Source organism: Xanthomonas sp. 3307, assembly GCF_014199735.1.
Classification (GTDB): Bacteria; Pseudomonadota; Gammaproteobacteria; order Xanthomonadales; family Xanthomonadaceae; genus Xanthomonas_A; species Xanthomonas_A rydalmerensis.
Genome location: NZ_JACHOG010000004.1, coordinates 1 through 25,733, shown reverse-complemented (window position 1 = coordinate 25,733; position 25,733 = coordinate 1). Strand labels below are relative to the sequence as shown.

The window sequence follows — 25,733 nt, the reverse complement described above, 5'->3', positions numbered from 1 at the left end:
CTCGTCCCCCCAGGGGGCCCCTGACGCAAGTGACGCACAAACGGGGTCCATGCTCAACCCGCAGTGCAGCAAAAGCCGGGAGTGGGGAATCGGGATTGGGGATTGGTAAGAGCGGCTTGGCTGGGGCTGCTTCTTTGCCCGTTAGGCCAAACGAAAAAACCGCGCGATCGCGCGGTTCTTCGTGGACTCAAGGCGCCAGGGGCCAGCTTTTACGAATCCCCAATCCCCACTCCCGCCTTTACAAGGCGTAACCGAATTGCTGCTTGAACTGGTCGTTGAACTCGTCGAAGTCGAAGCGCTGGTTCTGGGTGCCCGGGTGTTCGACCTTCAGGGCGCCCATCAGATTGCCCATCCGGCCGATGGTCAGCCAGTCGCAGCCGCGCTGGATGCCGAAGATCAGGCCGGCGCGGAAGGCGTCGCCGCAGCCGGTCGGGTCGACCACGCGGCGCTCGTGCGCCGGCGGGATGTCGTAGGTTTTCTCGGGGGTGTGCACCAGTGCGCCCTTCGGGCCCTGGGTGGTGATGTAGGCCTGCACGCGCGAGACGATGTCCTTCTCGTCCCAGCCGGTGCGTTCCTGCAGCAGGTTGGACTCGTAGTCGTTGACCACCACGTAGTCGGCCTGCTCGATGAACTGGCGCAACTCCGGGCCGTTGAACAGCGGCATGGCCTGGCCCGGATCGAAGATGAACGGCACGCCGCCGGCGCTGAATTCCTCGGCGTTCTGGATCATGCCCTCGCGCCCGTCCGGGCCGACCAGGCCCAGGGTCACGCCCGGCACGTCCCTCACGTGGTTCTCGTAGCTGCGCATCATCGCGCCGGGGTGGAAGGCGGTGATCTGGTTGTTGTCGTGGTCGGTGGTGATGAACGCCTGCGGGGTGAACAGTTCGTCGATCACCTTGATCCGCGACAGGTCGATGCCCAGCGCCTGGAAATGCTCCCGGTACGGGCCGAAGTCCTGGCCCACGGTGCCCATCGGGATCGGATTGCCGCCCAGCAGGTGCAGGTTGTAGGCGATGTTGCCGGCGCAGCCGCCGAATTCGCGGCGCATCCGCGGCACCAGGAACGACACGTTCAGGATGTGCACCTTGTCCGGCAGGATGTGGTTCTTGAACTGGTCCGGGAACACCATGATGGTGTCGTAAGCGAGGGAACCACAGATCAGTGCAGACATCGGGCAGGCCTTGGCGGAGGAATGAGCCCGCATTCAGGCGGGCGAGGGCGGGGTCGCCGCGGCGCAAAGGGTAACGGCTGCGGCCCGGCAGGGCCAGAACCACGATCCATCGCGATCTCGCCGATACCACGCAACGCGTGGTTTTAGCGAGAATTTTCCTTGCCCGTACCCAGGCGGGTTGCTAGGCTAGCGGACTTCGTTTTCTGCCCATTTTTTCGCCATTCTGGCGACGGCGCGCCCCAGGACCCAATCCCCCGATGTTCAAGAAACTCCGCGGCATGTTCTCCAACGACCTGTCCATCGATCTGGGCACGGCCAACACCCTCATCTACGTGCGTGGCCAGGGCATCGTGCTGAACGAACCGTCGGTGGTGGCGGTACGCCAGGACCGGGCGATCGGCGGCACCCGCTCGGTGGCCGCGGTCGGCGCCGAGGCCAAGCAGATGCTCGGCCGTACTCCCGGCCACATCACCACCATCCGCCCGATGAAGGACGGCGTCATCGCCGACTTCACCTACACCGAGGCGATGCTGAAGCACTTCATCAAGAAGGTGCACAAGTCGCGCTTCCTGCGCCCCAGCCCGCGCGTGCTGGTGTGCGTGCCGGCCGGCTCCACCCAGGTGGAGCGCCGCGCGATCAAGGAATCGGCCGAGGAGGCCGGCGCCCGCGACGTGTACCTGATCGAGGAACCGATGGCCGCGGCGATCGGCGCCGGCATGCCGGTCACCGAGGCGCGCGGCTCGATGGTCATCGACATCGGCGGCGGTACCACCGAGGTCGCGGTCATTTCGCTGAACGGCATCGTCTATTCGCAGTCGGTGCGCATCGGCGGCGACCGCTTCGACGAGTCGATCACCAACTACGTGCGCCGCAACCACGGCATGCTGATCGGCGAGGCCACCGCCGAGCGGATCAAGCTGGAGATCGGCTGCGCCTACCCGCAGGCGGTGGTGCAGGAGATGGAGATCTCCGGCCGCAACCTCGCCGAGGGCGTGCCGAAGATGATCAAGATCAACTCCAACGAAGTGCTGGAAGCGCTGCACGAGCCGCTGTCGGGCATCGTCTCGGCGGTCAAGCTGGCCCTGGAGCAGACCCCGCCGGAACTGTGCGCCGACGTCGCCGAGCGCGGCATCGTGCTGACCGGCGGCGGCGCGCTGCTGCGCGACCTGGACCGGCTGATCTCCGAGGAAACCGGCCTGCACGTGCAGGTCGCCGACGACCCGCTGACCTGCGTGGCCCGCGGCGGCGGCCGTGCGCTGGAGCTGGTGGACATGCACGGCAACGAGTTCTTCGCGCCGGAGTGAGCGTGAGGCCGGGAATGGGGAATCGGGAATGGGGAATAGAATGGCCCCTCCGCCTCCGCACTGCCGGCCCCGTCTCCACCGCACCGCCTGCGCCCCGGCCTGATCGCGCCGGGGACGCGCCGTTGCTTCCCGATTCCCCATTCCCGATTCCCCAATCCCGGCTTTAACCGTGCCTCCTTACGCCGGTCCTCCCGTCACCGCCCGCCCCGGCGAATCCGCCAGCACGCCGCGCCTGCTGGTCTACCTGGCGCTGGCGTTGGTGCTGATCGTGCTCGACGCGCAGGCCGACTGGCTGGCCCGCCTGCGCAGCCAGGCCACGGTGCTGGTGCAGCCGATCTGGGCGCTGGCCGGCCTGCCGGGGCGGCTGGGCACCCAGGTGCAGGAGAACGCGGCCAGCCACGCGCAGCTGGTCAAGGAAAATCGCGCGTTGCGCAACGAACTGCTGATCGCCAAGGCGCGCCTGACCCGGCTGCAGACCGCGGCGCTGGACAACGCGCAGCTGCGCGAACTGCTGGGCGTGGCCGAGCGCCGCGGCCTGGACGTGCAGCTGGCGCCGATCCTGGACATCGACCTGGACCCGACCCGACAGCGGCTGGTGCTCGATGCCGGCAGCCGCGATGGCGTGCACGTCGGCCAGGCGGTGATCGATGCCGGCGGCCTGATGGGCCAGGTGATCGCGGTGACCCCGCTGCACTCCACCGTGCTGCTGCTGACCGACCCCGACCACGCGGTGCCGGTGACGGTGGCGCGCAACGGCGTGCGCCTGATCGTCTACGGCCGCGGCGGCAGCCTGGAGCTGCGCGACATCCCGCTCAGCGCCGGCGTCGAGGTGGGCGATGAGATCGTCACCTCCGGCCTGGGCGGCCGCTTCCCGGCCGGCTTCCCGGTCGGCACCATCTCCGCCCTGCGCCCGGACGACACCCACGCCTTCCTGGTCGGCGAACTGAAGCCGGCGGCGAAGCTGGACCGCGGGCGGGATGTGTTGTTGCTGCGGCCTTCGGCCGCTGCAACGGGATTGGGGATTCGGGAGTCGGGATTGGTGAAAAGCGGCGCCAATGGCGGCGGCGATGGTCATGTGGCGCCTGCGGCGGCCACACAGACACGGTCCGCTCCTCAGCAGGCCGCACCTTCGCGGGCCACCAGCGACCAGCCGCGTGCACGGCCCGCGGCCGCGCCGGCAACCCCCAAGCAGCCAGGGCCTTCCCCAATCCCCAATCCCCAATCCCCAATCCCGGCTCCAAAGGAGCCCACCCAATGAGCCGCCTGCGCAGCAAAGGCTGGGTGTTGCCGGTCAGCGTGATCGTGGCGCTGTTGTTGGGGCTGATGCCGTTGCCGCTGGCGGTGCAGCCGTTGCGGCCGTACTGGCTGGCGCTGGTGGTGGCGTACTGGGTGATCGAGACGCCGGACAAGGTCGGGCTGGGCTTCGCCTTTGCGGTCGGGGTGCTCGCCGATCTGCTGTACGGCGGGGTGCTGGGCGAGCAGGCGCTGCGCCTGGTGATCCTGAGCTTCATCCTGCAGCGCTTCCGCGCGCGCATCCGCTTTTTCCCGATGTCGCAGCAGGCGCTGGCGATCGGCGGCCTGCTGGTCAACGACCGCATCGTCGCCGCGGCGGTGCATCTGGCGGTCGGCGAGCCGACGCTGCCGTGGAACTACTGGTGGGCGCCGCTGCTGGGCATGGCGCTGTGGCCGCCGCTGTTCGTGCTGCTGGACGCGCTGCGGCTGGGCCGGCGGAGCAAGTAGCATGGCCTTGCACCCGCGCCGCGCGCAGAAGAACCCGCACGCCGAGGCCGAGCAGTTCCGACGCCGCGCGGCGCTGGGCTTTCTCGGCGTGCTGGTGGCGTTGCTGGGCCTGGGCGGCTGGTACTTCAAGCTGCAGGTGCTGGACCACGACGTCTACGCCACCCGCTCCGACGCCAACCGCATCAAGCCGCGGCCGGTGGTGCCCGGGCGCGGCATGATCTACGACCGTAACGGCCGCCTGCTGGCCGAGAACGTGCCCGCGTTCCGGCTCGACGTGACCCCGGACAAGGTCGCCGACATGGATGCGTTGCTGGCCGAGCTGGGCAAGGTCATCGCGCTGTCGCCGGAAGACATCGAGCGCTTCCAGGCCGCACGCAAGGCCAGCCGCAGCTTCCGCCCGATCACCCTGAAGCTGCGCGTCAGCGAAGAGGAACGGGCACGCTTCGCGGTGGACCGCTGGCGCTTCCCGGGCGTGGAGCTGGAACCCTACCTGACCCGGCACTATCCCTACGGCGACCTGTTCGCGCACATCATCGGCTACGTCGGCCGCATCGACGAGAAGGACCTGGAGACGCTGGGCGAGGGCAACGCCGCGCTGACCCACATCGGCAAGTCCGGGCTGGAGCGCTATTACGAGGAGCAACTGCGCGGCAAGGTCGGCTACGAACAGGTCGAGACCAACGTGCAGGGCCGCGCGATCCGCACCGTCGGCCGGGTGCCGGCGCAGTCCGGCGCCGACCTGCGCCTGTCCATCGACGCCGACCTGCAGCGGGCCATGGTCGCCGCCTTCGGCGACTACCAGGGCTCGGCGATCGCCATCGATCCGCGCACCGGCGAGATCCTGGCGATGGTCAGCCTGCCGTCCTACGACCCCAACCTGTTCGTCAACGGCATCTCCCACGCCGATTTCCAGGCGCTCAACAGCGACCCGTCGCGGCCGCAGTTCAACCGCCTGGTGCTGGGCGGCGTGGCGCCCGGCTCCACCATCAAGCCGTTCATGGGCCTGGCCGGCCTGGACAGCGGCACCCGCCGCCCGGAGGACAAGATCCTCTCCACCGGCATGTTCTACCTGCCCGGGGTCAGCCGCGGCTGGGGCGACTCGCACCGCGGCGGCCACGGCTGGACCGACCTGCGCAAGTCCATCGCGCAGTCGGTGAACACCTACTACTACAAGCTGGCCATCGACATGGGCATCTCCAAGGTCGACCAGTACATGAGCCGCTACGGCTTCGGCGTGCCGACCGGCATCGACCTGGTCGGCGAGACCGGCGGCATCGTGCCGTCGCCGGCGTACAAGGCCAAGAGCCGCAAGGAAGCCTGGTACCCCGGCGACACGGTCAACATCGCCATCGGCCAGGGCGACTGGAAGGTGACGCCGCTGCAACTGGTGCGCGGCGTCGCCGGCCTCGCCGATGGGCAACTGCGCACGCCGCACCTGGTGATGGCCACGCGCGAGGCCTTCGACCAACCGTGGGCGCCGGTACAGCCGGGCACGAGCAAGCCGATCAGCGACAACCCCAGCAACCTGCAGGCGGTGCGCGAAGGCATGATGGACACCATGCGTCCGGGCGGCAGCGGCCATGCCATCGCCATCGGCGCGCCGTACGAGATGGCCGGCAAGACCGGTACCGCACAGGTGGTCAGCCGCAAGGGGCTGGCGGCGGTCGATCCGCGCAGCCTGCCGATGCATCTGCGCCACCGCTCGCTGTTCGAAGGCTTCGCGCCGGCCGACAAGCCCACCATCGCCCTGGCGATCGCGGTGGAAGGCGGCGGCTACGGCGCCAGTACCGCCGCGCCGATCGCGCGCAAGATCTTCGACGCCTGGCTGCTCGGCCGGCTGCCGCCTGGCGTGGAGCCGCTGGACAGCCTGCGTGGCGCCACCGCCTTCGGCAGCCACCTGTACTACGCCGAGGATCCGGGTTCGCGCGCCGCGGCCGATACGGTCGCGCTGGCCGCCGGTGAGCGCCCGGTGCTGATCGGCCAGGCCGAGGTGGACGCCGCGGCGGTGCCGCTGCAGGCCGCGCCGCCGCCGATTCCCGACGAAATTCCGGACGAGCGATGAAGGATTTCCTGCGCTGGCTGGTCGAGATCGGCGGCCGCTTCACCCGTACCCTGGACTGGCCCATGTGCCTGGCGCTGGGCGCGTTGATGGCGATGGGGCTGGCGGTGCTCAAGAGCGCCGGCGGCATGCACCTGGTGATGGCGCAGGGCGCGCGCTTCGCGATCGGTGCGGCGGCGATGTGGGGCCTGTCGCGGGTGTCGGCGCTGCGCCTGCGCGCCTGGACACCGATGATCTACGCGTTGTCGATGCTGCCGCTGTTGGCGGTGTTCGTGCTGGGCACCGGCAAGTATGGGCGGCAGTGGCTGGACCTGAAGGTGTTCTACCTGCAGCCGGCCGAGCTGTTGAAGATCAGCATGCCGATGATGGTGGCCTGGTATCTGCACCGCATGCCGCTGCCGCCGCGGATCCCGACCGTGCTGGTCAGCGCGGTGATCATCGGCATTCCCACCGCCTTGATCATGCTGCAGCCGGACTTCGGTACCGGCGTGCTGATCGCCGCCAGCGGCGGCTTCGTGCTGCTGCTGGCCGGCCTGCCGTGGTGGTGGGTGGGCATCGCGGTCGGCGGCGTCGCCGCGGCCGCGCCGGTGGCCTGGTTGTGGCTGCTGCGGCCCTACCAGAAGGACCGCATCATGATGTTCCTCAATCCGGAGAACGACGCGCTCGGCGCCGGCTGGAACATCATCCAGTCCAAGATCGCGATCGGCTCCGGCGGCCTGCACGGCAAGGGCTGGGGCCTGGGCTCGCAGTCGCACCTGAACTTCATTCCCGAGCAGACCACCGATTTCGCGTTCTCCGTGCTCAGCGAAGAGTTCGGCTGGATCGGCGTGGCCACGGTGCTGACCCTGTACCTGATCGTGATCGGGCGCTGCCTGTGGATCGCTTCGCAGGCGCGCGACACCTTCTCGCGGCTGCTGGCCGGTGCCACCGGCCTGGCGTTCTTCGTCTACGTGCTGGTCAACGGCGGCATGATCTCCGGACTGCTGCCGGTGGTCGGCGTGCCGATGCCGCTGATGAGCTACGGCGGCACCTCGGCGGTGTCGCTGCTGGCCGGCCTGGGCCTGGTGATGGCGGTGAAGGCGCACCGTCCGGTGCACGGCTACTGAGCGAGCGGCACCGCGGCCGCTGCGCGCTGGCTTAACCGCGCCCTTGCAGGCAGGTGACTGCATTATTGCGGCGCGTGTCGCGCATGCGCACAATGCGCGTCGATGCCACGTGACGCGCGCCGCTCCCCCCGGCCCACACGCGTGCAGGAACTTCCGGGCAGGCAGGTGCGACCCCGCGCATCCATCCCAGCCCACATCGCCGAGGCACCCCACGCAGCGCATCCGCCGATCCGGGCCCTGGCCCGTCCGTTCGCGTCGTCCGCCGCTCCCTCGCCGTTCCCGTGGTTGTCCCGATGCTCGGCGTTGGCCGAGATGGATGCGTATTGATGAAATTCCTGCGCGTGTTGCTGTTGACGAGCGTGGTGCTGGGCCTGAGCGGCTACGCACTGCTGCGCTACTACTTTCCGCCGGGGGCGCTGCACGTCCGCGGCTATGGCCGCACGACCCTGGTGCATCCGCAGGGCGCGCCGCAGGGCGTGGTGATCCTGCTGGCCAGCGGTAGCCCGGCGCAGCGGCAGGCCGCTGCGCAGCGCATCGCCGCCAGCGGCGCGCTGGTCGCGGTGGTCGACGGCCAGCGCTATCTGAAGCACCTGCGCCATGGCGGCCACGGCTGCGACAAGGCCTGGCATGACGCCGAACGGCTGAGCCGGCGGCTGCAGCGGCAGTTGCACGGCGACAGCTACTACCTGCCGGTCCTGGCCGGGACCGGCACCGCCGCGACCCTGGCCGCGCGCATCGTCGGCGCGGCGCCCTCCGCGACCCTGGGCGGCGCCATCGGCGTGGCGCCGGCACCCACCGAGGTCTGCGCCGGCACCGCCGCCGCCACCGCGGCGCAGGGCTTCGTCGACACCGTGGCGGCACCGGCCGATGGCGGCGTGGATGCCGCGCTGGCCGCGCGGGTCGCCGCGCACCTGCATGCGCGCGGCCGCGGCGGCGCGCTGGACGATCTGCCGCTGACCGAGTTGCCGTCGGCGACCCCGGGCGCGCCGCTGGCCATCGTGCTGTCCGGCGACGGCGGCTGGCGCGACATCGACAAGGGCATGGCCGAGGCCCTGCAGCGGCGCGGCATCGCCGTGGTCGGCTGGGACAGCCTGCGCTACTTCTGGCGGGCCAAGCCGCCGGCCCGCGCCAGCGCCGACCTGAGCCGGGTCATCGCCTACTACCAGCAGCGCTGGCGTCCGCAGAAGATCCTGCTGGTCGGCTATTCCTTCGGTGCCACCACGCTGCCGTTCATGGTCAACCGGCTGCCGCCGGCGCAGCGCGAGCAGGTCGGCCTGGTGGCGTTGCTGGGCCTGGAGCACAAGGCCGATTTCCAGATCCGCGTGCGCGGTTGGCTCAATCTCGGCGACGACGACGACGCGCTGCCGGTGCAGCCGGAACTGGCGCGCATTCCCGCGGCGCAATTGCTGTGCGTGTACGGCGACAAGGAGAAAGATACGCTCTGCCCGCAATTGCGCGCGCGCGGCGCGGAGGTCGTGGTGTTGCACGGTGGTCACCATTTCGACGAACGTCCGGCCGGCCTGGCGACGATCGTCGACACACGCTGGCAGCAGCTGTCCGCCGGCGCGCAGCCCATCGCCGAACTGCGGACGCCGCCGCACCATGCACCGGCCGCGGCATCGCCCTCGGCCACGCCGCAGCCACCGCAGGCGGCACTCCGGCAATGACCTCGCGCATGCGCGCGGCGCTGCTGCTCGGCGGCCTGCTTGCCGCCGCTGCGTTCGGCAGCGCGGCGGGGACCGGCGATTCCCGCCGCGTCGTCGAACCGCGCCTGCCGCCGCTGTGCATGACCCTGGACGCCACCTTGCAGGCGCAGCAACGCCGCTTCGCCGATGCGCAGGAGCGCAGCCCGCCGGACACCGCGCGCATCCAGGCCGCGCTCGACCGCTGCGCCGACGGCGCGCATGGCGCGGTGCTGTTGCGCGCCGGCCGCGGCACTGCCTTCCTCAGTGGGCCGTTGACCATTCGCAGCAACACCACGCTGGCGATCGACAGTGGCGTGACCCTGTTCGCCTCGCGCCAGCCCGCCGATTATCAGGTCCCTGGCCGCAACGCCTGCGGTCAGGCGGCGGCCCGCAGCGGCGGTTGCCGCGCGCTGATCACCCTGCAGGGGCGCGCGCTGGGGGTGATGGGCGTGCGCGACGCCGCCGGCCACCAGGGCAGCATCGATGGCCGCGGCGATTTGCCGATGCTCGGCAGCAGCGACAGCTGGTGGCAGTTCGCGCGCAGCGCCAAGGCCGCCGGCCAGACCCAGAACGCGCCCGACCTGATCCGTGCGCAGGACGTCGCCGATCTGCAGCTCTATCACGTCAACCTGCTCGACGCGCCGTACTTCCACGTCTTCGTGCACGGCGGCGACGGCGTCACCGTGTGGGGCGTGCGGGTCAGGGCGCCCGCCAACAGCCCCAACACCGACGGCCTGGATCTGGACAGCGTGCGCAACGCGACCCTGGCCGACAATGACGTGATGGCCGGCGACGACGGCATCGCGATCAAGACCAGTGCCGCGCGCTCGGCCGACATCACCGTGCGCGACTCGCGCTTCTACGGCACCCACGGCATCTCCATCGGCAGCGAGGTGATGTACGGCGTCGGCAACGTGCTGGTGGACGGCAACAGCGTGGTCGGTCATGACGCCGACGGCATCGTCGCCACCGACAACAACGGCCTGCGCATCAAGACCGGCCTGGCCAAGGGCGGCCCGGTGCGCGACGTGCTCTACCGCAACACCTGCCTGTTCGGCGTGGCCAGGCCGCTGGTGATCACGCCGCTGTACGGCCACGACCACGGTGGCAGCCGCAGCGGCAGCGTGCCGACCTTCGCCGGGATCGTGGTCGACGGACTGCGCGCGCAGGACACGCCCGCCGGCAAGGGCAGCACCGTGCAGGGCTACAGCGCCGCGACGCCGCTGGACCTGGTGCTGGCGCACGTGGCCGCCGACGTCACCGCCCTGCATGCCAGCAACGCGCACATCGGCGTGGATCAGTCCGACCTGCGCTTGAGCGAGGACAGCAGCGCGGCTTCCACCTACGCGGCAACCCTCGCCGGGTCGGTCCCCGCCTGCGCGCATGCGCCGGTGTTTCCGGCGCTGTAGCCCGCGCGCGCAACGCCGACGGCCACTCGGCGCGCGCCCGCGTGGCGCGAAGCAGTCGGTACCTGCGTCTTGCGGAGGCGACGGCGTGAGCCGCCACGCGCTGCAATCGTCCTGTCACATCGCAGCGTTCCGCCACCTTGCTGCGCTCATCGTGCGCGTTCTTGCCCGTGATGGTGCGGCGCGCTTGATCCGGATCAATGCCCGCGCGTCGGCCGGCGCGCACAGTGCACGCATCCTCCAAGCGAGCCGCGATCATGGCGTTCACCGTTGCAGTCCTGAGGGAAGAACAAGCCGAGGAGCGCCGCGTGGCGATGGTGCCCGCGGTGCTGCCGAAGCTGGCCAAGCTGGGCGCGCAGCTGCGCCTGCAGGCCGGTGCCGGCAGCGGTTCGCGGCTGCCGGATGCGGCCTATGCCGGCGCCACCGTGCTCGAGGATGCGCAGGAGGTGGTGGCCGGCGCGGATCTGTTGCTGGCGGTGCAGGCGCCGTCGCTGCGCACGGTGGCGGCGCTGCGCCCGGGCAGCATGCTGATCGCGATGCTGTACCCGGCCAAGGCGCCGGGCCTGCTGGAGCTGCTGTGCGAACGCCGCATCACCGCCTTCGCGATGGAGACCGTGCCGCGGATCAGCCGCGCGCAGGCGCTGGACGTGCTGTCCAGCCAGGCCGCGCTGGCCGGTTACTACGCGCCATTGCTCGGCGCCGTGCACCTGCCGCGCATCCTGCCGATGATGACCACTGCGGTCGGTTCGCTGCGTGCCGCGCGCGTGCTGGTGATGGGCCTGGGCGTGGCCGGCCTGCAGGCGCTGGCCACCGCGCACCGGCTGGGCGCGATCACCGAAGGCTACGACGTGCGTCCGGAAACCCGCGAGCAGGCGCAGTCGGTCGGCGCGCGCTTCGTCGACACCGGCATCGACGCGCGCGGCGAGGGCGGCTATGCGCGCGAACTGAGTGCCGAAGAAAGGGCCAAGGCCGCGGCGGTGCTGACCCAGCACATCCAGCAGGCCGACCTGATCGTCACCACCGCCAACGTGCCCGGGCGCACCGCGCCGATCCTGATCGATCGCGAGCAGATCGCCGGCATGAAGCCCGGCGCGGTGATCGTGGATCTTGCCGCCGACAGCGGCGGCAACTGCGAAGGCAGCGTGCCGGGGCAGACCGTGGAAGTGGGCCCGATCACCCTGGTCGCCCCGCGCAACGTGCCCTCGGCGCTGGCCCAGCACGCCAGCGAGCTGTACGCCAAGAACCTGCTGGGCCTGCTCGACCTGCTGGTGCGCGATGGCGCACTGGCGCCGGACTTCGACGACGCGGTCGTCGCCGGCACCGCGCTCACCCATGACGGCCGCCTCTGCCACCCGCCGCTGCAGGCCGCCACGCCCGTTCCCGTCAAGGAGTCCTGAGTCATGTCACTGGATCTGTCGATGAGTTGGCTGATCGCGTCGTACGTGTTCATGCTGGCCGCGTTCACCGGCTACGAAGTGATCGGCAAGGTGCCGTCGATCCTGCACACGCCGCTGATGTCCGGTTCCAACTTCGTCCACGGCATCGTCGTGGTCGGCGCGATGCACGCGTTGTTCAACGCCGATACCGTCGCTGGCCAGGCGATCGGCTTCGTCGGTGTGCTGCTGGGTGCCGGCAATGCCGCCGGCGGCTACGTGGTCACCGATCGCATGCTGGCGATGTTCAAGCCCAGCGCCAAGCCCGCCTCCGCATCCATCCCCCCGAAGGAATAGCGTCATGCTGCAGCTACTGGTGGAGGTCAGCGGATTCGCCGCCGCTCTGTTGTTCATTCTCGGCCTCAAGCACATGTCCTCGCCAGTGACCGCGCTGCGCGGCATCGTGCTGGCCGGCATCGGCATGCTGGTCGCGGTCGCCGCCGCGTTCGGCTATCTCGCCGACCTGAAACCCGGCGCGCAGCCGCATGTCTTGACCAATCTCGCACTGGCGCTGCTGGCCCTGGCGCTCGGCGGTGGCTGGGCCTGGTACAGCGGTCGCCGCGTGGCGGTGACCGCGATGCCGCAGATGGTGGCGCTGTACAACGGCATGGGCGGCGGCGCGGCCGCGGCGGTGGCCGGGGTGGCGCTGACCGCGCGGCAGCCGCAGCAGGGCGGCCTGCATCTGGCGGTGACCGTGCTCGGCGCGCTGATCGGCGCGATCTCGCTGTCCGGGTCGGTGATCGCCTGGGCCAAGCTCGATGGCCGCATCAACAGCGCCTGGCGGTTCAAGGGGCAGAGCGCGTTCAACGGCGCGATGTTCCTGGCCGCGCTGGTGCTCGGCGCGCTGGTGGTCACCGGCACGGGCGGCGCCTGGGCGGCGCCGGCGTTCTTCATTGCCGCGCTGGGCTTCGGCGTGCTGATGACGCTGCCGATCGGCGGCGCCGACATGCCGGTGGTGATCTCGCTGTACAACGCGTTCACCGGCCTGGCGGTGGGCCTGGAAGGCTTCGCCCTGCAGAACCCGGCGCTGATGATCGCCGGCATGGTGGTCGGCTCGGCCGGCACCCTGCTGACCGTGCTGATGGCCAAGGCGATGAACCGCTCGCTGGGCAACGTGCTGTTCAGCAATTTCGGCGACGGCGCCGCGGTCGTGCAGGGCGACGTGCAGGGCCGCATGACCGCGGTGGAGCCGGGCGATGCGGCGACGTCGATGCGCTACGCCTCCAGCGTGATCATCGTACCCGGCTACGGCTTGGCCGTGGCGCAGGCGCAGGGGCGCCTGTACGAGCTGGTGAAGCTGCTGCAGGCCGCCGGCGTCGACGTGAAGTTCGCCATCCATCCGGTCGCCGGGCGCATGCCCGGGCACATGAACGTGCTGCTGGCCGAGGCCGGCGTGCCCTACGACCTGATCTACGACATGGAGGACATCAACGACAGCTTCGCCAGCACCGACGTGGCGCTGGTGATTGGCGCCAACGACGTGGTCAACCCGGCTGCGCGCACCGACAAGGCCTCGCCGATCTACGGCATGCCGATCCTCAACGCCGACCAGGCGCATCAGGTCTACGTGATCAAGCGCGGCCAGGGCAAGGGCTACGCCGGCGTGGAGAACCTGCTGTTCTACGGCGACAACTGCGACATGGTCTACGGCGACGCCGCCGCGGTGCTCAACCGCATGGTGCAGGCGGTGAAGGAACTGGCCGCCTGACCCAACCGCTTCCCGCGCCGGCGCGAGGCGTCCGGCGCTTTCCGACCTTCCACGAGGACACCACCATGGCCTATACGACCCGCAATCCCTACACCGGCGAATTGCTCGCCAGCTTCCCCGAGGCCACCGATGCGCAGGTGCTGGCCGCGATCGGCGCCGCCGACGCCGCGTTCCAGCACTGGAAGCAGACCTCCTTCGCCGAACGCGCCAAGGTGATGCATGCGGCAGCGCGGCTGCTACGCGCGAACACCCGCGAGTACGCATGCCTGCTGACCCTGGAGATGGGCAAGCTGATCGGCGAGGCCGAAGCCGAGGTGCGGCTGTCGGCGGACATCTTCGAGTACTACGCGGTCAACGCCGAGCGCTTGCTGGCGCCGGAGCACCTGCCGGTGGCCGATCCGGCCGAGGGCAGGGCGATGGTGGTGCACGAGCCGCTGGGCGTGCTGCTGGCGATCGAGCCGTGGAATTTCCCGTACTACCAGATCGCGCGGATCATCGCCCCGCAACTGTCGGCCGGCAACACCGTGCTGCTCAAGCACGCCTCCAACGTGCCGCAGTGCGCGGCCAAGTTCGAGGCGCTGATGGCCGAGGCCGGGCTACCGGCCGGGGCCTTCGCCAATCTCTACGCCACCCGCGGCCAGGTCGAGACCATCCTCAACGACCCGCGCGTGCACGGCGTGGCGCTCACCGGGTCGGAAGGCGCCGGTGCCATCGTCGCGGCCCAGGCGGCCAAGGCGCTGAAGAAGTCGACCATGGAACTGGGCGGTGCCGACGCCTTCGTGGTGCTGGACGATGCGCCACTGGAGAAGACAGTGAAGTGGGCGGTGTTCGGCCGCCACTGGAACGGCGGCCAGGTCTGCGTGTCGTCCAAGCGCATGATCGTGGTGCAGGAAATGTACGAGGAGTTCCTGCAGCGCTACCGCGCCGGCGTGGCGGCATTGCGTGCGGGCGATCCGATGGATCCGGCGACCACGCTGGCGCCGCTGTCCTCGCAGGGCGCGGCCGACGACCTGAAGCGGCAGATCGCCGAGGCGGTCAGGCATGGCGCCACCGCGACCGAGGTCGGGCCGCCGGTGCCGGTGCAGGGCGCCTTCGTGCAGCCGACCCTCCTCACTGACGTCACCCCGGACAACCCGGCCTACCACCAGGAGTTCTTCGGCCCGGTGTCGATGCTGTTCTGCGCCAGGGACGAGGACGACGCGGTGCGCATCGCCAACGATTCGCCGTTCGGCCTGGGCGGCTCGGTGTTCACCGGCGACGATGCGCGCGGCGTGGCGGTGGCCAGGCGCATCTCCACCGGCATGGTGTTCGTCAACCACCCGACCATGGTCAAGGCCGACCTGCCGTTCGGCGGCGTGCGCCGTTCCGGCTACGGGCGCGAACTGATCGGGCTGGGCATCAAGGAATTCGTCAATCACAAGCTGATCGACGTGGTCGACATCGACGCGCCGTTCTGAGCGGGGCGCCATGCGCAGGCGGGGCCGTCGGGGGCAACCCCGGCGGCTTTTTTGTGCCGCCGCCACGCCCGGGACCACGGCGTGCGCCCCGCAGTTGCTGCAGGTCATGCTGCAGCCGCACATGACCTGCGGCAAAGTTCTTTTGTTTCATGGCGTTATTGGTAGAAATTCATCTTGAATCTGGTAGTCTGCCGGCATGATCCGACGCTCGCTGATTTGCCTGCTCACGCTTGGCCTGGTCGCATGCGCGACCCAGCCCAAGGCGCCACCGTCGCCGCCGCAGGCCAGCGCGCCGCCGCCTGCGCCGCGCCCGGCACCACCGGCCGAGGCCGCCCCGGAAGTGGTGCAGGCACCGCCGGTGGACCTGACCCCGGTGCCGTTCGAGGTCGCCCGCGCCAACTTCGTCCGCGATACCGCGGCCAAGTACGGCATGGAGCCAGCACAGATCGAGGCGACCCTGGCACAGGCCCAATTCAAGGATGCGATCGTTGCGGCGATGTCGCGCCCGGCCGAGCGGGTCAAGCCGTGGAGCGAATACCGGCCGATGTTCATCAGCCAGGCGCGGATCGATGGCGGCCGCGCGTTCCTGGCCACGCATCGCGACGAACTGCATCGGGTGCAGGCGCGCACCGGCGTGCCGGCCGAAGTCATCGTGGCGATCATTGGCGTGGAGACCAGCTACGGCAAGAACGCCGGCTCCTACCGCGTGCTGGACGCGCTGTACACGCTGGCGTTCCGCTATCCGCGCAGCGGCGATCCGGCCAAGCTCGAGCGCGAGGTGCGCCGCGAACTGTTCTTCCGCGACGAACTCGGCCAGTTGTTCGCGCTGGGCCGCGAGGAGAACCTGGACATCACCACCCTGATCGGCAGCTATGCCGGCGCGATGGGCCTGGGCCAGTTCATGCCCTCCAGCTACCGCCAGTTCGCGGTCGATGGCGATGGCGACGGCAAGCGCAACCTGTTCACCGACTACGACGACGCGTTCTCGTCCATCGCCAACTACTTCGTCAAGAAGGGCGGCTGGGTGCGCGACGGCGTGGTCGCGGTGCCGGCGACGCTGCGTCCGGGCGCCGAGGAATTCAATCCCAGCGACTGGACCCCGACCTACACCCTGGCCGACCTGGCCGCGCGCGGCTACACGCCGACCGCGCCGGTGCCGGCGACGGCCGGCGGCGCCACCCCGATCACGCTCGACGGCAGTACCGGCAAGCAGTACTGGCTGGGCTTCCAGAACTACTACGCGATCACCCGCTACAACAATTCCAAGATGTACGCGATGGCCGTCTATCAACTGTCCCAGGCCATCGCCGGCAAGGAGTTACCCCCGGCATGAACCCGAACGCGCTGCTCCGGATCGCTCCCGTCGTCGCTGTGCTGGCGCTGGCCGCCTGCAGCAGCGCTCCGAAGAAGACCGCCGGCGGCGCCAGCCCTGGCATCCGCGTCGAGGGCAAGGGACCGGCGCACGTCGCCACCGGCTGCCCGTCGACCTCGCCCTACGCGCCGGCCAAGGAAGACCCGTCCAAGCGCGGCAACTACACCGCCGGCGGCCTATACGCGCCCGGCGTGCGCGATACCACCCCGGACTACGTGCCCAACGTCGCCTGCATCCCCGAGCCGCTGGTCACCGACGAACCGCGTTCGGCGATCGGCAACCGCTCGCCGTACACGGTGCTGGGCCGCGAGTACGTGGTCATCGAAGATCCGCACAGCTACGTCGAGCGCGGTACCGCCTCCTACTACGGCGGCAAGTTCCATGGCCGGCTGACCTCCAACCGCGAGGTCTACGACATGTACGCGTTCACCGCCGCGCACAAGACCCTGCCGCTGCCCAGCTTCGCTCTGGTCACCAACCTGGACAACGGCGAATCGGTGGTGGTGCGGATCAACGACCGCGGCCCGTTCCACGACGACCGGCTGATCGACCTGAGCTACGCGGCGGCGGTCAAGCTCGGCATCACCGGCAAGGGCACCGGCCGCGTGGAAGTGCGCGGACTGACCCCGGCCGACAACGGTGATCTGCTGGCGCGTCGCCGTACCGGCCGCCAGCCCGCGACGCTGCTGGCCAGCGCGCGCAGCGACGCCACCACGCGCGATCCGGCCGCGGTGCGGCGCGCCGCGCAGATGGACGACCTGGTGAAGACCCTGCCGGCGAAATCGAGTGGATCGGCCGGCGACACCGTGGCCGCCGCCGCGACCGTGCCGGCGCGCGCGGTTCCGGTGCCCGCGGTTGCCGCGCCGACCGCCGCGGCGGCGACCGCTACGGCCGCGGCGCTGCCGGAAGGCGAGCGCTGGCGCTACCGCGTGCAGGACGCGCCGGGCCGGGTCGGCGATGCCGATCGCTTCGATGCCTGGATGAAGTCGCGCGGCGTGCGCGTGGCCACCGGCAAGCCGACCACGCCCGCGCCCAGCGTGGCCGCGGCGAGTGCGCCGGCACGCGGATCCCGTGGCGTCGCGACGGCCAAGCCCACTGCCGCGCCTGCGGCCGCCGCGGCAGCGCCGACCGTCGCCGTGGCGACGCCGGCGACTCCGCCCGCGCCGGTCGCCACCACCGCGCCGCGCGCCGAGGCCGACAGCGCGCGCGGGCCGCTCGGCATCCTGCTGCAGGTGGCCAGCTTCGCCAGTCGCGAGAACGCCAACCGCGCGCTGTCGCAGCTCGCTTCGGCCGGCATCGTCGGCGCCAGCATCAGCGACATCGTCTCCGGCGGCCGCACCCTGTGGCGGCTGCGGGTGGCGGCCGAAGACCATGGCCGCGCCGCGGAGCTGGCCACCCGCATCGCTGGCCTGGGTTTCGGCCGGCCGCAGATCGTCAAGGATTGAGGCGTCGCGCCCGCCGTTGCGCGCCTGCGCCGCGCCGATGGCTTAACGCCGGTTCGCGCACGTGTCCGCGCCGCGCCTGCCAGGGCGCCGGCTCGGCCTACAATGTCGCGTTTTCCATCGGCCTTCGGGCCCGCCAGGAGTCGTTTTAGATGAAATTCCGCTTCGCCGTCGCTGCCGTGGCCACGTTCGCCGTCGGCCTGGTTTCCGCGCAGACGCCCGGCCCGGTTCCCGCGCCGCCGCCCGCTGCTGCCGCCGCTCCGGCCACCGTGGCGATCCCGCCCGCGCCGAAGCCGGCCGTGTCCAAGTCCTGGGTGCTGATGGACTACGCCACCGGCCAGGTGCTGGCCGGCGAGAACGAACACGCACGCGTGGCCCCGGCCAGCATCACCAAGGTGATGACCTCGTACGTGATCGCGGCCGAACTGAAGCTGGGCAAGATCACCCGCGACGACCAGGTCATGCTCAGCGAGCGCGCCTGGCGCGAGGGCGGTGCCGGTACCGACGGCAGCTACAGCGGCTTCCCGGTCAACAAGACCGCGCGCCTGGAAGACATGGAAAAGGGCATGGCGATCCAGTCCGGCAACGACGCGGCGATCGCGTTGGCCGAACACACCGCCGGCAGCGAGGAAGCCTTCGCGTCGCTGATGAACGAGTACGCGAAGAAGATCGGCATGACCGGCTCGCACTTCGTCAACGCCCACGGCCTGTCGGCCGAAGGCCACTACACCACCGCCTACGATCTGGCGCTGCTGGGCCGGGCGATGGTGCGCGACTACCCGGAAACCTACGCCTACAACAAGATCAAGGAATTCCGCGTCGGCGACATCACCCAGCCGAACCGCAACCTGCTGCTGTGGCGCGACCCCAGCGTGGACGGCATCAAGACCGGCCACACCTCCGAGGCCGGCTACTGCCTGCTCAGCTCTGCCAAGCGCGGCGACCAGCGCCTGATCGCAGTGGTGATGGGCGACAGCTCCGAGAAGCAGCGTGCCGAGGACAGCCTGGCGCTGTTGAACTGGGGCTTCCGCTTCTTCGAGACCCACAGCCTGTACGAGCCGGGCAAGCAGGTCGCGCAGCAGCGCGTGTGGAAGGGCACCGAGAAGCAGGTGCTGCTGGGCGTGGCGCAGCCGCTGCTGGTCAGCGTGCCGCGCGGCCGCTACAACGAGCTGAAGCCGGCGATCGAAGTGCCCAAGACCCTGGAAGCGCCGATCAAGCAGGGCCAGCAGATCGGCATGGTCAAGGTGAGTCTGGACGGCAAGGTGGTGGCGCAGGCCCCGCTGGTGGCGCTGAAGGCGGTCGACGAGGCCGGCTTCTTCAAGCGTCTGTGGGACAGCTTCTGGATGTGGTGGGAATCGGAGTAAGTTCCTCTCCTCTCGAAAAAAGCCGGCTGACGCCGGCTTTTTTCTTGGGGATTCGGGAGTGGGGATTCGGGATTGGTGGCGACAACGCATGCTGCCTCTCGTTTTTGTAGGAGCGGCTTCAGCCGCGACACGTTACCGGTAACGCGTCGCGGCTGAAGCCGCTCGTACGGCACTGCGCGCTCGCGAAGACTTGCGAATCCCCAATCCCGACTCCCCAATCCCGGCGGCTAAAGCCGATAGCTGATCGTGAAACTCCCGAATACCGGCGTCTGTCGCTGCAGGTCGAATTCGCGGGTGCGCCAGTAGCGGGCGAGCGCGAACTTCCACTTGCCGCGCGTCACCGCCAGGCCGACGCCGGCGTCGCCGACGAAGGGGCGCTTCTTCACGCTGTGGCTGTCGCGGAAGGTGTTGCCGTCCAGGGTGATGTCGCGCAGTACCCAGCGGCCGTCGCTGGTCACGAACAGATGCGCCGACCAGCCGCTGCCCACGCTGCTGGCGGGCGGGGCGACGTTCTCGCCGGCGGGACGCAGCGGCGAACTGCCGAAATCGTCCGGCAGCTTCCAGCCCAGGCGCAGTTCCATGCCGGCATTGGCGTGGGTGTCCAGCGTGCCCAGCGCGCCGCCCCAGTGGCTGATCGCGTCCCAGCCCCAGCCGTCGCGGCTGCCCTCGCCGGACCAGCGGCGCATGCGTTCGTGCAGCACGCGGAACACCGGTTCGTCGTGCAACTGGTTGTCCCAGCCCTGGAACTTGGCGTCGCCGAGCACCTCGTGCACCGCATCCTGCACCTGCTTGCCCTGTGCCGAAGGGCCGATCAGCCCCAGGGTCAGTTGCGTGGTGCGCAGGCGGTCGTCGTTGCGCGCGTTGTAGCCGATGTTCGTCAGCAACAGGCCGGCGTAGGGACGGTCGTCCTCGATCAGGTCGCGGCGGGTCTTGTCGGTGGGGGTGAACAGCGCCTGCCCGATCGCGAAGGTCATGTTGCGCTGGGTGAAGTCGCTGTTCGGCTGCAGCCAGGTCAGAGAGCGGTTCACCGCCCGCGCCAGCCGCGGCAGGCAGGGGTCGTCGGTGTAGTCGCGCAGGTTCGGCGAGACCAGGATCAGGCCGAAGCCGTTGGTATAGCCCTGATCCTGGCCGGCACCGCCGAACAGATCGTTGTCGAGGCGGAAGTTGACCGTGGGCGGGGTCGCCCCCCGCGTCTCGCGTGGGCATTCGGTGGCGGCGGCCGGCGCCGCGGCGAGGGCGAGCGCGGCGGCAAGGGGGAGAAACGGGCGCGATGACGGCATGGACGGCGTCTCTGGTCGGGAGGGGGAGTGAGCGGCGATGCGCGCCTGCGGCAGCCGATGCCGGCGAACACCCCGGACCATGAACGCAGCCCGTGCGACAAGGATAGGCAAATGTGGCGTAGCGGACAAATTCGTCCGTTTGGGTTTGTCCGTCCCATTTGCCCTCTTGTCGTGTGAAGGCGGTGGTGCACCGTGCGGGGGCAGGGAGGCACTGCCCCCGGCAGGAGGCCACGCCACGACGACGCCTGGTCAGTTGGTCGGTACCCTGTCCTGCGCGGTCCCGGGTGCCGGAGCACTGCCGGCTCACTCGGGCGCGGCCTTGGGTTTGTCCGGCGCCGGCCCGATAATGCGGGCATGGACATCACTTCCGACAATCCCGATCACGGTTTCCAGTTCCCCGGCGTGTTCGAACTGAGCGCCATGGGCACCGCCGACACTGGCCTGGAGGCCGAGCTGCCGCGCCTGCTCGCCGCCGCCGGCGTGGAGGTGATGGACGAGCGCATCAGCTGGAAGCATTCGTCCAACGGCAAGTACGTGTCGGTGCGCATCGCCTTCCGTGCCGCGGACCGCGCCCAGTACGACGCCGCGCACCAGGCGCTGCGGGAACACCCGGAAGTGAAGTGGACGCTGTAGCCGCGGACGCGCCAGTGGCGCCGGCAACGACGCTGCCGCCGTGCCGCGTCCGCCAGCTGGGCCGCCAGCCCTACGAGCCGGTGTGGCGCGCAATGCAGCGCTTCACCGATACGCGCGACGAGGCGACCCCCGACGAGTTGTGGGTGGTCGAACACGACCCGGTATTCACCCTCGGCCAGGCCGGCAAGCCGGAACACGTGCTGGCGCCAGGCGACATCCCGGTGCTGCAGGTCGACCGCGGCGGCCAGGTCACCTACCACGGCCCCGGCCAGTTGGTGGTGTACCCGTTGCTGGACCTGCGCCGGCTGCACATCGGCGTGCGCGACTACGTGTGCCGCATCGAGCAGGCGATCATCGACACCCTCGACGAATGGAACATTCTCGGCCAGCGCCGCGAGGGCGCGCCGGGTGTCTACGTCGGCGGCGCCAAGGTCGCCGCGCTCGGCATCCGCGTGCGCCGCGGCTGCACCTTCCACGGCCTGTCGTTCAACGTGGCGATGGACCTGGAGCCGTTCCACCGGATCAATCCCTGCGGCTACCAGGGCCTGCAGGTGACCGCGGTGCTAGACTTGGGCGGTCCCTCCGGCATGCAGGCGGTCACTCCGGTCCTGCTGGCCCAACTGGCGCGCCAGTTCGGGCTGACCCTGCAGCCGCTCGACGCCTTGCCCGACCTCTCGCTCACGCACGCGGCCTGACCGCCTGCCCGCCGACCACGCCATGACCCAGCCCAGCGCACGCTCCATTCCCTTGCAGGTCCTTTCCGGCGACAGCGCCTCCGCGCCGCTGCAGACCGGCGTCAAGCAGTTGGGCGGCGACAAGATCGCGCGCTCGCCGGTGCAGTTCGCCGACGCGCCGGTGCTGCGCAAACCCTCGTGGATCCGCGTGCGCATTCCCTCCGGCAATGCGGTGCAGACCCTCAAGGCCAAGCTGCGCGAGAACCGTCTGGTCACCGTCTGCGAAGAGGCCAGCTGCCCGAACATCCACGAGTGCTTCGGCCACGGTACCGCCACCTTCATGATCCTGGGCGAGGTCTGCACCCGGCGTTGCTCGTTCTGCGATGTCGCCCACGGCCGGCCCAAGCCGCCGGACGCCGGCGAGCCGGCCAGCCTGGCGCAGACCGTGGCCGACATGGGCCTGAAGTACGTGGTGGTGACCAGCGTCGACCGCGACGACCTGCGCGATGGTGGCGCCCAGCATTTCGCCGACTGCATCGGCGCGATCCGCGCCGCCGCGCCGACCACCCGCATCGAGATCCTGACCCCGGACTTCCGCGGCAAGGGCCGCATGGACCGCGCGCTGGAGATCCTGGCGACCAATCCGCCGGACGTGTTCAATCACAACATCGAGACCGTGCCGGACCTGTATCCCAACGTGCGTCCCGGCGCCGACTACCAGTGGTCGCTGACCCTGCTGAAGAAGTTCAAGGCGCAGCATCCGGCCATCGCCACCAAGTCCGGCATCATGCTCGGCCTGGGCGAGACCCTGGAGCAGGTGCAGGCGACCCTGCGCGACCTGCGCGCGCACGACGTGGACATGGTCACCATCGGCCAGTACCTGCAGCCGACCGCGCACCACCACCCGGTGATGCGCTACTGGACGCCGGACGAATACAAGGCGCTGGAGGAGTACGGCAACGCGCTGGGCTTCAGCCACGTCGCCTCCGGCCCGATGGTGCGCTCGTCCTACCACGCCGATCGCCAGGCTGCCGGCGCCGGCGTCGCCGCCTGACACTTATTCGTGTACATGGCCCGCGCGCATCGCGCATGGCCGCGGCGGCGACGCACGTTCGTCGCCGCACAGCGACCGTCCACACGGCTCGCACCGGCAACGTTCACACTTCTGCGCATGTCGGCCGCTAGTCTGCTTCATGAACAGGTGACACGGCCTGCAACTTGCGTCACTGTCGTGTTGTCTCACGCGATGTGCTGCCCCCCTGACGGCCTGGTGCCGAGAGTTCCCAGATGAAATTCAAAGCTTCCGCCTTCCTGCTGGCGTTTGCGCTGACCGCACCGCTGGCGCTGTTCGCCCGTACCGATGCGCCCGCGCTGCCGGCCGCTGCCACCGCCGACCAGGCCACCACCGCCAAGCTGGTGTACGGCCTGCTTTCCGACAGCCGCTACGCCTACCGGCCGCGCGCCCTCGACGAGGCGACCTCGAAGGAGGTCTTCAAGAAATATCTGGAGACCCTGGACGGCAGCAAGCAGTTCTTCACCCAGGCCGACGTCGACAAGTTCGCCGGGTTCCAGAACAACCTCGGCGCCAACATCTCCTCGGGCCAGCTGGAACCGGCGTTCCAGATCTTCGCCGTGTACCGGCAGCGCGTGGACGAGCGCATCGCCTATGCGCGCAAGCTGCTCAAGCAGGACTTCAACTTCGACGGCGACGAGAAGTTCGAGTACGACCGCAAGAACGCGCCGTGGGCCAAGGACGACCAGGAACTGGATGCGCTGTGGCGCAAGTCGGTGATGAACGACTGGCTGCGGCTCAAGCTGGCCGGCAAGAAGCCGGACGACATCCGCAAGACCCTGGATCGGCGCTACGCCAATCTCGACGACTCGGTGAAGGAACTGAAGAGCGAGGACGTGTTTCAGTTCTTCATGAATGCCTACACCAACACCGTCGACCCGCACACCGACTATTTCACCCCGCGCACCGCCGAGAACTTCAACCAGCAGATGTCGCTGTCGCTGGAAGGCATCGGCGCGCAGCTGCAGAAGCAGGACGACCTGGTGGTGATCCGCGAGGTGATCCCGGGCGGCCCGGCCGCGCTGGACGGCACGCTCAAGCCGGGCGACCGCATCGTCGGCGTCGGCCAGGGCAAGACCGGGCCGGTCGAGGACGTGATCGGCTGGCGCATCGACGACGTGGTCGCCAAGATCCGCGGCGACAAGGACACCCAGGTGCGCCTGGAATACATCCCGGCCGAAGCCGGCGTGGACGGCAAGCACCGCCAGGTGCTGCTGACCCGGCAGAAGGTGCGCCTGGCCGAACAGGCCGCCAAGGGCGAGACCATCGAACTGCCGGCGAAGGACGGCGAGCCGGCGCGGCGCATCGGCGTGATCAAGCTGCCGGCGTTCTACCAGGACTTCGAAGGCCGTCGCCGCAACGCCAAGGACTATGCCTCGGCGACGCGCGACGTGGCCAAGCTGCTGGCCGGGTTCAAGACCGACAAGGTCGACGGCGTGGTGCTGGACCTGCGCAACAACGGCGGCGGTTCGCTGGACGAGGCGATCGAACTGACCGGCCTGTTCATCGAGCAGGGTCCGGTGGTCCAGGTGCGTGAATCCGGCGGCCGCGTCACCGTCAACAGCGACCAGAACCCGGGCGTGGCCTGGGACGGCCCGCTGGCGGTGCTGATCAACCGCGGCTCGGCCTCGGCCTCGGAGATCTTCGCCGGCGCCATCCAGGACTACGGCCGCGGCCTGATCATCGGCGAGACCAGCTTCGGCAAGGGCACGGTGCAGAACATCGTCGACCTGGACCGCTGGCCGGCCAACGAGACCGACCGCTTCGGCCAGGTCAAGCTGACCATCGCCCAGTTCTTCCGCGTCAGCGGCAGCAGCACCCAGCACAAGGGCGTGGTGCCGGACATCGCCTTCCCGGCCAGCGTCGATGCCACCGAGTTCGGCGAAAGCACCTACGACAACGCACTGCCGTGGAGCCGCATCGCCGCGGTGCCGCACACCCAGTACGGCAATTTCGCACCGCTGCTGCCGAAGCTGGAGGCGCTGCACAACAGCCGCATCGCCAGCGACAAGGAATTCCAGTGGTGGGAAGAGGACGTGCGCCAGTTCCGCGACGAGGCGGCGAAGAAGTACGTGGTGCTCAACGAGGCCGAGCGCCGCGCCGAGCGTGAGAAGCAGGATGCGCAGCGCAAGCAGCGCCAGGAGATCCGCAAGCAGCTCGGCCTGCCGCTGGATCCGCTGGCCGACGACAGCAGCGACGACGGCCTGACCGGCAACGAGCGCGACATCGTCAAGGACGCCGCGCGCGAGAAGCTGGTCGACAAGCGCCCGGATCCGCTGCTGCGTGAATCGGCCTCGATCCTCAGCGATGCGGTCAATCTGCTGGAGAAGGACCATCCGCTGTCGGTGCAGGTCCTGCCGCAGTCCACCGGCCCGGGGCGCTGGGCCGACTGAGCTCGCGCTCCACCGTCGCGAACACCGAACGCGCCATCGCCCAGCGATGGCGCGTTTTTCATTGCAGGTTCGGGCTTTGCAGGGCAGGCGTGCGCCATCGCCGTGCGCCCGTCGATCGCCCGCTGCATCGATGCGTGCGGAGGGTTGGGCGACTGAGGGGCCGGCCTGCAGTTTTTTGGTGATTGGTGAGAACCGCGGGCGTGGCGTTTGGTCTGCCGTGCGCTTGATGCGTGTCGTCGTAGATACCGTCTTATCCCCTAGCAGGCAAGGCCCCTTTTCGGGTCGAACGCGGTGCCCGATTTGAGGACGCCATAGGCGAGGTGCAGGAGCTTGCGCATAGCGGCGCACACGATCTGCTTGCCGGCTTTGCCGCGTTCGCTTAGCCGCTGTTTCAGCGCCCGGATGACCGGGTTGTGGGTCATGGCCACCAGGGC

The 25,733-nt window shown here is 69.7% G+C and carries 20 protein-coding genes and 1 pseudogene; 18 read left to right on the top strand and 3 right to left on the bottom strand.

Translation table 11 applies throughout. The annotated features are described in order from the left end of the window. Nucleotides 1-238 precede the first annotated feature (238 nt). Entirely contained in the window at nucleotides 239-1,171 is a 933-nt protein-coding gene (locus GGR64_RS11470) for a carbohydrate kinase family protein (protein WP_160970804.1), read from the bottom strand. A 257-nt stretch (nucleotides 1,172-1,428) separates the two neighbouring features. Here GGR64_RS11470 and GGR64_RS11465 point away from each other — a divergent pair, with 257 nt between their 5' ends. The 14 genes from GGR64_RS11465 to GGR64_RS11400 all read left to right on the top strand — a co-directional run bounded on the left by GGR64_RS11465 (nucleotide 1,429) and on the right by GGR64_RS11400 (nucleotide 19,247). Further along, nucleotides 1,429-2,475, top strand: a complete 1,047-nt coding sequence (locus GGR64_RS11465; protein ID WP_010343692.1) for a rod shape-determining protein — start codon at nucleotides 1,429-1,431, stop codon at nucleotides 2,473-2,475. A gap of 169 nt (nucleotides 2,476-2,644) precedes the next feature. Continuing rightward, a complete protein-coding gene (gene mreC / locus GGR64_RS11460) occupies nucleotides 2,645-3,733 on the top strand; it encodes a rod shape-determining protein MreC (protein WP_184645950.1) in 1,089 nt (362 codons plus the stop codon). Next, the gene (gene mreD, locus GGR64_RS11455) at nucleotides 3,730-4,215 is read left to right on the top strand and encodes a rod shape-determining protein MreD (RefSeq protein ID WP_048491037.1); all 486 of its coding nucleotides are present in this window, start codon (nucleotides 3,730-3,732) and stop codon (nucleotides 4,213-4,215) included. Before mreC ends, mreD begins: the two co-directional genes overlap by 4 nt. A 1-nt stretch (nucleotide 4,216) precedes the next feature. Further along, entirely contained in the window at nucleotides 4,217-6,277 is a 2,061-nt protein-coding gene (mrdA, locus tag GGR64_RS11450) for a penicillin-binding protein 2 (RefSeq protein ID WP_184645948.1), read from the top strand. Continuing rightward, nucleotides 6,274-7,380, top strand: a complete 1,107-nt coding sequence (gene rodA / locus GGR64_RS11445; protein ID WP_160966739.1) for a rod shape-determining protein RodA — start codon at nucleotides 6,274-6,276, stop codon at nucleotides 7,378-7,380. The genes mrdA and rodA overlap by 4 nt, the downstream gene beginning before the upstream one ends. 326 nt (nucleotides 7,381-7,706) lie before the next feature. Beyond that, nucleotides 7,707-9,047, top strand: coding sequence for a virulence factor family protein (locus GGR64_RS11440; RefSeq protein WP_160966741.1), 1,341 nt, complete (start codon nucleotides 7,707-7,709; stop codon nucleotides 9,045-9,047). Beyond that, nucleotides 9,044-10,474 carry a glycosyl hydrolase family 28 protein gene (locus GGR64_RS11435; protein ID WP_260302997.1) on the top strand — a complete coding sequence of 477 codons (1,431 nt, stop codon included), beginning with the start codon at nucleotides 9,044-9,046 and terminating at the stop codon, nucleotides 10,472-10,474. Before GGR64_RS11440 ends, GGR64_RS11435 begins: the two co-directional genes overlap by 4 nt. A 254-nt stretch (nucleotides 10,475-10,728) precedes the next feature. Then, the gene (locus GGR64_RS11430; RefSeq protein ID WP_184645946.1) at nucleotides 10,729-11,868 is read left to right on the top strand and encodes an NAD(P) transhydrogenase subunit alpha; all 1,140 of its coding nucleotides are present in this window, start codon (nucleotides 10,729-10,731) and stop codon (nucleotides 11,866-11,868) included. A gap of 3 nt (nucleotides 11,869-11,871) precedes the next feature. Beyond that, complete coding sequence (locus GGR64_RS11425) at nucleotides 11,872-12,201, top strand: NAD(P) transhydrogenase subunit alpha (RefSeq protein WP_184645944.1); 330 nt, start codon at nucleotides 11,872-11,874, stop codon at nucleotides 12,199-12,201. A 4-nt stretch (nucleotides 12,202-12,205) separates the two neighbouring features. Then, nucleotides 12,206-13,612 (top strand): NAD(P)(+) transhydrogenase (Re/Si-specific) subunit beta, encoded by a 1,407-nt coding sequence (locus tag GGR64_RS11420; RefSeq protein ID WP_184645943.1) that lies wholly within the window; start codon nucleotides 12,206-12,208, stop codon nucleotides 13,610-13,612. Nucleotides 13,613-13,677: 65 nt separating this feature from the next. Then, entirely contained in the window at nucleotides 13,678-15,069 is a 1,392-nt protein-coding gene (locus tag GGR64_RS11415) for an NAD-dependent succinate-semialdehyde dehydrogenase (RefSeq protein WP_184645940.1), read from the top strand. Nucleotides 15,070-15,265: 196 nt separating this feature from the next. Further along, the gene (mltB, locus tag GGR64_RS11410; RefSeq protein WP_184645939.1) at nucleotides 15,266-16,402 is read left to right on the top strand and encodes a lytic murein transglycosylase B; all 1,137 of its coding nucleotides are present in this window, start codon (nucleotides 15,266-15,268) and stop codon (nucleotides 16,400-16,402) included. Next, nucleotides 16,399-17,886 (top strand): septal ring lytic transglycosylase RlpA family protein, encoded by a 1,488-nt coding sequence (locus tag GGR64_RS11405; protein ID WP_184645937.1) that lies wholly within the window; start codon nucleotides 16,399-16,401, stop codon nucleotides 17,884-17,886. The genes mltB and GGR64_RS11405 overlap by 4 nt, the downstream gene beginning before the upstream one ends. Nucleotides 17,887-18,035: 149 nt before the next feature. Then, complete coding sequence (locus GGR64_RS11400) at nucleotides 18,036-19,247, top strand: D-alanyl-D-alanine carboxypeptidase family protein (RefSeq protein ID WP_160966747.1); 1,212 nt, start codon at nucleotides 18,036-18,038, stop codon at nucleotides 19,245-19,247. A 227-nt stretch (nucleotides 19,248-19,474) separates the two neighbouring features. On the opposite strand, the gene GGR64_RS11395 is transcribed toward GGR64_RS11400, so the two are convergent. Then, nucleotides 19,475-20,527 (bottom strand): lipid A deacylase LpxR family protein, encoded by a 1,053-nt coding sequence (locus GGR64_RS11395; protein ID WP_184645935.1) that lies wholly within the window; start codon nucleotides 20,525-20,527, stop codon nucleotides 19,475-19,477. A gap of 354 nt (nucleotides 20,528-20,881) precedes the next feature. On the opposite strand from GGR64_RS11395, the gene GGR64_RS11390 reads away from it, so the two are divergent. The 4 genes from GGR64_RS11390 (at nucleotide 20,882) to GGR64_RS11375 (ending at nucleotide 25,299) form a co-directional block, all read left to right on the top strand. Next, a complete protein-coding gene (locus GGR64_RS11390) occupies nucleotides 20,882-21,160 on the top strand; it encodes a YbeD family protein (protein ID WP_160966751.1) in 279 nt (92 codons plus the stop codon). Next, nucleotides 21,148-21,855, top strand: a complete 708-nt coding sequence (gene lipB / locus GGR64_RS11385) for a lipoyl(octanoyl) transferase LipB (RefSeq protein WP_184645933.1) — start codon at nucleotides 21,148-21,150, stop codon at nucleotides 21,853-21,855. Before GGR64_RS11390 ends, lipB begins: the two co-directional genes overlap by 13 nt. Nucleotides 21,856-21,877: 22 nt before the next feature. After that, entirely contained in the window at nucleotides 21,878-22,888 is a 1,011-nt protein-coding gene (gene lipA, locus GGR64_RS11380) for a lipoyl synthase (RefSeq protein WP_160966755.1), read from the top strand. Between the two features lie 233 nt (nucleotides 22,889-23,121). Then, on the top strand, nucleotides 23,122-25,299 hold the full coding sequence (locus tag GGR64_RS11375) for a carboxy terminal-processing peptidase (RefSeq protein ID WP_184645931.1): 2,178 nt from the start codon (nucleotides 23,122-23,124) through the stop codon (nucleotides 25,297-25,299). 257 nt (nucleotides 25,300-25,556) lie between these two features. On the opposite strand, the pseudogene GGR64_RS20860 reads toward GGR64_RS11375, so the two are convergent. After that, nucleotides 25,557-25,733 (bottom strand): annotated as a pseudogene (locus GGR64_RS20860) (IS110 family transposase); the annotation flags it as partial.